Annotated in this window: 7 protein-coding genes; all 7 read left to right on the top strand. The window is 71.2% G+C overall.

All coding sequences use genetic code 11. The features are described from left to right. The coding region (locus ABZ371_RS26960; RefSeq protein ID WP_358684204.1) for a DUF5941 domain-containing protein at window positions 1–1436 on the top strand (1436 nt) is incomplete at its 5' end. Beyond that, a complete protein-coding gene (locus ABZ371_RS26965; protein ID WP_358684206.1) occupies window positions 1433–2170 on the top strand; it encodes a phosphocholine cytidylyltransferase family protein in 738 nt (245 codons plus the stop codon). The genes ABZ371_RS26960 and ABZ371_RS26965, both read left to right, overlap by 4 nt. Beyond that, window positions 2158–3219, top strand: coding sequence for an iron-containing alcohol dehydrogenase family protein (locus ABZ371_RS26970; protein WP_358684208.1), 1062 nt, complete (start codon window positions 2158–2160; stop codon window positions 3217–3219). The genes ABZ371_RS26965 and ABZ371_RS26970 overlap by 13 nt, the downstream gene beginning before the upstream one ends. Next, entirely contained in the window at window positions 3197–3976 is a 780-nt protein-coding gene (locus tag ABZ371_RS26975) for a CDP-alcohol phosphatidyltransferase family protein (RefSeq protein WP_358684210.1), read from the top strand. The genes ABZ371_RS26970 and ABZ371_RS26975 overlap by 23 nt, the downstream gene beginning before the upstream one ends. Beyond that, complete coding sequence (locus ABZ371_RS26980; RefSeq protein WP_358684212.1) at window positions 3973–4857, top strand: glycosyltransferase; 885 nt, start codon at window positions 3973–3975, stop codon at window positions 4855–4857. Before ABZ371_RS26975 ends, ABZ371_RS26980 begins: the two co-directional genes overlap by 4 nt. A 108-nt stretch (window positions 4858–4965) precedes the next feature. After that, window positions 4966–5895, top strand: coding sequence for an ABC transporter permease (locus ABZ371_RS26985; protein WP_358684214.1), 930 nt, complete (start codon window positions 4966–4968; stop codon window positions 5893–5895). Next, window positions 5888–6673 (top strand): ABC transporter ATP-binding protein, encoded by a 786-nt coding sequence (locus ABZ371_RS26990; RefSeq protein ID WP_358684216.1) that lies wholly within the window; start codon window positions 5888–5890, stop codon window positions 6671–6673. Before ABZ371_RS26985 ends, ABZ371_RS26990 begins: the two co-directional genes overlap by 8 nt. Window positions 6674–6789: the final 116 nt, after the last annotated feature.

The raw sequence follows: 6789 nt of genomic DNA on the forward strand, positions 1-6789 counted from the left end.
AGGGGACCCCCGTACAGCGGCCCGAGCTCGGATCGCTCACCGCGACGGTGCCGGCCGGCCCCGGGGACCGGGCCGCAGCCGAGGCCGCCGTCGCGTCCGTGGACGACGAGGCGGTACGGCTGCGCGGTGCGGTGAAGGCCCACGACGGCTTCTTCACCACCTTCTTCATCAGCCCGTACTCCCGCTACATCGCCCGCTGGTGCGCCCGCCGGGGCCTCACCCCCAACCAGGTCACCACCGCCTCGCTGGTCACCGCCCTGATCGCGGCCGGGAGCGCGGCCACCGGCACCCGCGGCGGCTACGTCGCGGCCGGGGTGCTGCTGCTCCTGTCCTTCGTGCTCGACTGCACGGACGGGCAGCTCGCCCGCTACTCCCTGCAGTACTCGACGATGGGCGCCTGGCTCGACGCCACGTTCGACCGGGCCAAGGAGTACGCCTACTACGCGGGCCTCGCGCTCGGCGCCGCCCGCGGCGGCGACGACGTGTGGGTCCTCGCACTGGGCGCGATGGTGCTCCAGGCATGCCGCCACGTCGTCGACTTCTCGTTCAACGAGGCCAACCACGACGCGGTCTCCAACACCAGCCCCACCGCCGCTCTCTCCGACCGGCTCGACAGCGTCGGCTGGACCGTGTGGGCCCGCCGGATGATAGTCCTGCCCATCGGCGAACGCTGGGCCATGATCGCCGTGCTGACCGCGCTCACCACCCCCCGCATCGTCTTCTACGCCCTGCTGACGGGCTGCGCGCTGGCCGCCTGCTACACCACGGCGGGCCGGCTGCTGCGCTCGCTGACCCGCAAGGCCCGGCGCACCGACCGGGCGGCCCGGGCGCTGGCCGACCTCGCCGACTCCGGACCGCTCGCCCAGGCGGTCGGCGCGGTGCTCCGGCGGCCGGGGGGCGGTTACACCGCCCCGCTGCTCGCGCTCCTCGGGGGAGCGCTGATGGTCGGCGCGGCCCTGTTCGCCCCCGTCGTCGGCGGCCTCGTCGCCGGTGCCGCCGTGGCGTACGCGGTCCTCGCGGGCCTCGCCGTCTCCAAGCCGCTCGGCGGCACCCTCGACTGGCTGGTGCCCCCCGCCTTCCGGGCCGCGGAGTACTGCACCGTCCTCGCGCTGGCGGCTCGCAGCGACGCGCCGCACGCCGTTCCGGCGGCGTTCGGCCTGGTCTCGGCCGTCGCCTACCATCACTACGACACGGTGTACCGCATCCGAGGCGGTACCGGCGCGCCCCCGCAGTGGCTGGTGCGCACCATCGGCGGGCACGAGGGCCGGACCCTGGTCGTGGCCGTACTCGCCACCGTGCTCACCACGGGACCGGATCTCACCACGGCCCTCGCCGCGCTCGCGGTCGCCGTGGCCCTTGTGGTGCTCGTGGAGTCCATCCGCTTCTGGGTGTCCTCCTCGGCCCCCGCCGTACACGACGAAGGAGAACTCGCATGATCGGCCTCGTACTGGCAGCAGGTGCCGGACGCCGTCTGCGTCCCTACACGGACACGCTGCCCAAGGCCCTGGTGCCCGTGGACGGTGACAAGACGGTCCTCGACCTGACGCTGGCCAATTTCGCCGAGGTCGGGCTCACCGAGGTCGCGGTCGTCGTCGGCTACCGCAAGGAGGCCGTCTACGCCCGCAAGGCCGAGTTCGAGGCGGCCTACGGTGTGACGCTGACCCTCATCGACAACGACAAGGCCGAGGAGTGGAACAACGCCTACTCCCTGTGGTGCGCCCGTGAGGTCCTGAAGCAGGGCGTCATCCTCGCCAACGGCGACACCGTGCACCCGGTCTCCGTGGAGAAGACCCTCCTGGACGCCCGCGGCAAGGGCCAGAAGATCATCCTCGCGCTCGACACGGTGAAGGCTCTCGCCGACGAGGAGATGAAGGTCGTCACGGACGGTGAGAAGGGGGTGCGGTCCATCACGAAGCTGATGGACCCGGCCACCGCGACCGGTGAGTACATCGGTGTGACGCTGATCGAGCCGGAGGCCGCCGAGGAGCTCGCCGACGCCCTCAGGACCACCTTCGAGCGCGACCCCGACCTCTACTACGAGGACGGCTACCAGGAGCTCGTCAACCGGGGCTTCACCGTGGACGTCGCCCCCATCGGCGAGGTCACCTGGGTCGAGATCGACAACCACGACGACCTCGCCCGCGGCAGGGAGATCGCGTGCCGGTACTGACCCGCCTCATCCCCTCCCCGGTCGTCGTCGACATCCGGCGGGGTGCCCTGGACGACCTGGCCGGCCTCCTGGCCGACCAGCGGATCTCCACCTCGGGCAAGCTGGCCGTCGCGATCAGCGAGGGATCCGGACGGGTACTGCGCGAGCGGCTCGCCCCGGCACTCGCGGGCGCCGACTGGTACCCGGTCGCCAACGGCACCATCGACGCCGCGGTGCAGCTCGCCGACGACATCAAGGGCAACCGGTACGACGCCGTCGTCGGCCTGGGCGGCGGCAAGATCATCGACGTGGCGAAGTACGCCGCGGCGCGCGTGGGCATGCCCATGGTCGCCGTCGCGACGAACCTCTCCCACGACGGCCTCTGCTCCCCGGTCGCCACCCTGGACAACGACAACGGGCGGGGCTCGTACGGGGTCCCCACCCCGATCGCCGTGGTCATCGACCTCGACGTGATACGTGAGGCCCCCGCCCGCTACGTCCGCTCCGGCATCGGCGACGCGGTGTCCAACATCTCCTGCGTCGCCGACTGGGAGCTCGCCCACGAGGTGCGGAACGAGGACATCGACGGACTCGCGGCGGCCATGGCCCGGCAGGCCGGCGAGGCCGTGCTGCGCCACCCCGGCGACATCGGGGACGACGCCTTCCTCAAGGTGCTCGCCGAGGGCCTCGTCCTGACCGGCATCTCGATGTCGATCGCCGGGGACTCCCGCCCCGCCTCCGGCGGCTGCCACGAGATCAACCACGCCTTCGACCTGCTGTACCCGAAGCGTGCGGCCAGCCACGGTGAGCAGGTCGGCCTCGGCGCCTGCTTCGCCATGCACCTGCGGGGTGCCCGCGACGAGGCGCGGCACATGGCGTCCGTGCTGCGGCGGCACCGGCTGCCCGTGCGTGCCGAGGAGATCGGCTTCAGCGCCGAGGAGTTCGTCCGGGCCGTCGACTACGCCCCGCAGACGCGCCCCGGGCGCTTCACGATCCTGGAACACCTCAACCTGTCCACCGACCAGATCAGGGACGCGTACGCCGACTATGCACAAGCCATCGATAGCTGAACTCCGGCCGGTCGTGCACCCTGCCGGCGTGAAGGACCGGCGCAGCGGCGAGCACTGGGCGGGCCGGCTCTACATGCGTGAGATCTCGCTGCGCGTCGACCGGCACCTGGTGAACACCAGGATCACCCCCAACCAGCTGACCTACGTGATGACGGTCGCGGGCGCCCTCGCGGCACCGGCCCTGCTGGTCCCCGGCATCCCCGGCGCGCTGCTCGGCGTCCTCATGGTCCAGCTCTACCTGCTGCTCGACTGCGTCGACGGCGAGGTGGCCCGCTGGAAGAAGCAGTTCTCCCTGGGCGGGGTCTACCTGGACCGGGTCGGCGCCTACCTGTGCGACGCGGCCGTGCTGGTCGGCTTCGGCCTGCGCGCCTCCGACCTGTGGGGCAGCGGCCGGATCGACTGGCTGTGGGCCTTCCTGGGGACGCTCGCGGCGCTCGGCGCCATCCTGATCAAGGCCGAGACCGACCTCGTCGGCGTCGCCCGCCACCAGGGCGGACTGCCGCCGGTGCAGGAGGCCGCGTCCGAGCCGCGTTCCTCCGGCATGGCGTTCGCCCGCCGGGCCGCCGGCGCGCTCAAGTTCCACCGCCTGATCCTCGGCGTCGAGGCGTCCCTGGTCATCCTGGCCGCCGCGGTGCTCGACGCGGTCAGGGACGACCTCTTCTTCAGCCGCCTCGCGGTCGCGGTGCTCGCCGGCATCGCCCTGCTGCAGACGCTGCTGCACCTCGTCTCGATCCTGGCCTCCAGCAGGCTGAAGTGAGCTCTCCCATGAAACTCGGCGCGGTCATCATCACCATGGGCAACCGGCCCGGCGAACTGCGCGCCCTCCTGGACTCGGTCGCCGCGCAGGAAGGCGACCGGATCGAGGTCGTCGTCGTCGGCAACGGCGCCCCGGTGCCGGACGTCCCCGCGGGGGTGCGGACGGTGGAACTGCCGGAGAACCTCGGCATCCCGGGCGGCCGCAACGTCGGTATCGAGGCATTCGGGCCGTCCGGCGCGGACGTGGACGCGCTGCTCTTCCTGGACGACGACGGACTGCTGCCCCGCACCGACACCGCCGAGCTCTGCCGGCAGGCGTTCGAGGCGGACCGGAAGCTCGGGATCATCACCTTCCGCATCGCCGACCCGGAGACGGGCGTCACCCAGCGGCGGCACGTGCCGCGGCTGCGGGCCTCCGACCCGATGCGCTCGTCCCGGGTGACGACGTTCCTCGGCGGCGCGAACGCGGTCCGCACCCAGGTGATCGCCGAGGTCGGCGGGCTCCCGGGCGACTTCTTCTACGCGCACGAGGAGACCGACCTCGCCTGGCGGGCGCTGGACGCGGGCTGGGTGATCGACTACCGCGCGGACATGGTGCTCAACCACCCCACCACCGCGCCGTCCCGGCACGCGGTCTACCACCGCATGGTGGCCCGGAACCGGGTCTGGCTCGCCCGCCGCAACCTCCCCGCGCCCCTGGTCCCCGTGTACGTCGGGGTCTGGCTGCTGCTCACCCTGGTGCGCAGGCCTTCCGTGCCCGCGCTCAAGGCATGGTTCGGCGGCTTCCGGGAAGGCTGGACGACGCCTTGCGGACCCCGGCGTCCCATGCGGTGGCGTACGGTGTGGCGGCTGACCAGACTGGGCCGACCCCCCGTGATCTGAGAGGCTCTCTCTGAGACCATGAGCCGTAAACGTTTGTACGGGGATCCCTGTCCGCCCTGGCCGCGCCCGCGCCCCCGCTGCGCACGGTGAAGACGAGAGTTCTGACTTGTGAGTGACACGACCCATGACGGCGGGCTCGCCCTGAGTGCGCCGCCGTCCGACGACGACGGGCTGAGCGCGTCACGGCTGGCCGCCAAGTACGGCCTGGCCGTGAGCGGTGCCAGACCCGGCCTCGTCGCGTACATCCGGCAGCTCTGGGGCCGCCGGCACTTCATCCTGGCCTTCTCGAGGGCCAAGCTGACCGCGCAGTACAGCCAGGCGAAGCTGGGCCAGGTCTGGCAGGTGGTCACCCCGCTGCTGAACGCCCTGGTCTACTTCCTGATCTTCGGGCTGATCCTCGGGACCCGGAAGGGCATGACCCAGGACGTCTTCATCCCCTTCCTGGTGACGGGTGTCTTCGTCTTCACCTTCACCCAGAACTCGGTCATGGCCGGGGTGAAGTCGATCTCCGGCAACCTCGGACTGGTCCGCGCCCTGCACTTCCCGCGCGCCTCGCTGCCCATCTCCTTCTCGTTGCAGCAGCTCCAGCAGCTGATGTTCTCCATGATCGTGCTGCTGGCCGTCGCGGTGGGGTTCGGCAGCTACCCGTCGCTGTCCTGGCTGCTGGTCGTGCCGGCACTGGCCCTGCAGTTCGTGTTCAACAGCGGCCTGGCCCTGATCATGGCCAGGATGGGCAGCAAGACCCCCGACCTGGCGCAGCTGATGCCGTTCATCATGCGTACCTGGATGTACGCCTCGGGCGTGATGTTCTCCATCCCGGTGATGCTGGCGGACAAGCCGCAGTGGATCGCCGACGTCCTCCAGTACAACCCCGCGGCCGTCTACATGGACCTGGTCCGCTTCGCCCTGATCGACGGCTACGGCTCGGAGAACCTGCCGGACCACGTGTGGGCCGTCGCGGTCGCCTGGGCGCTGGTGCTGGGCGTGGTGGGCTTCGTGTACTTCTGGAAGGCAGAGGAACGGTACGGCCGTGGCTGAGGAAACATCCCAGGGGCACATCCCCACAGTGATCGCCGACGACGTGCACATCGTGTACCGGGTCAACGGGACGAGCGCCGGCAAGGGCGGCGCCACCGCGGCGCTGAGCCGCATGCTGCGCCGGGGCAAGGGCGAACCGCGCGGTGTCCGCAAGGTGCACGCGGTGCGCGGGGTCTCCTTCACCGCCTACCGCGGTCAGGCGATCGGTCTCATCGGCACCAACGGTTCGGGCAAGTCGACCCTGCTGCGGGCCATCGCCGGACTGCTGCCGACCGAGCAGGGCAAGGTGTACACGGACGGCCAGCCGTCCCTGCTGGGCGTCAACGCGGCCCTGATGAGCGACCTGACCGGCGAGCGCAACGTCGTGCTCGGCGGCCTCGCGATGGGCATGAGCCGTGAGGAGGTCCGTGCCCGCTACCAGGAGATCGTGGACTTCTCGGGGATCAACGAGAAGGGCGACTTCATCACGCTGCCGATGCGGACGTACTCCTCCGGCATGGCGGCGCGCCTGCGCTTCTCCATCGCGGCCGCCAAGAACCACGACGTCCTCATGATCGACGAGGCGCTGGCCACCGGTGACCGCAAGTTCCGGGTGCGTTCCGAGGAGCGCATCCGGGAGCTGCGCAAGGAGGCCGGCACGGTCTTCCTGGTCAGCCACAACAACAAGACGATCCGGGACACCTGCGACCGGGTGCTGTGGCTGGAGCGGGGCGAGCTGCTGATGGACGGCCCCACCGAAGAGGTGCTCAAGGCCTACGAGAGGGAGACCGGGAAGTAGGCCCTCGCGTCCCCCTCGCGACCCCCGCCGGCACACCGCGGCGGGGGTCGCCGCGCGGTGGGGGGCCTGCGCCGGAAGGCGGGGGTTGGCGGAGGGCGCGGCCGCATCAACTCCCC

The organism is Streptomyces sp. NPDC005899 (assembly GCF_040629645.1).
In the GTDB taxonomy this organism is placed as follows: domain Bacteria; phylum Actinomycetota; class Actinomycetes; order Streptomycetales; family Streptomycetaceae; genus Streptomyces.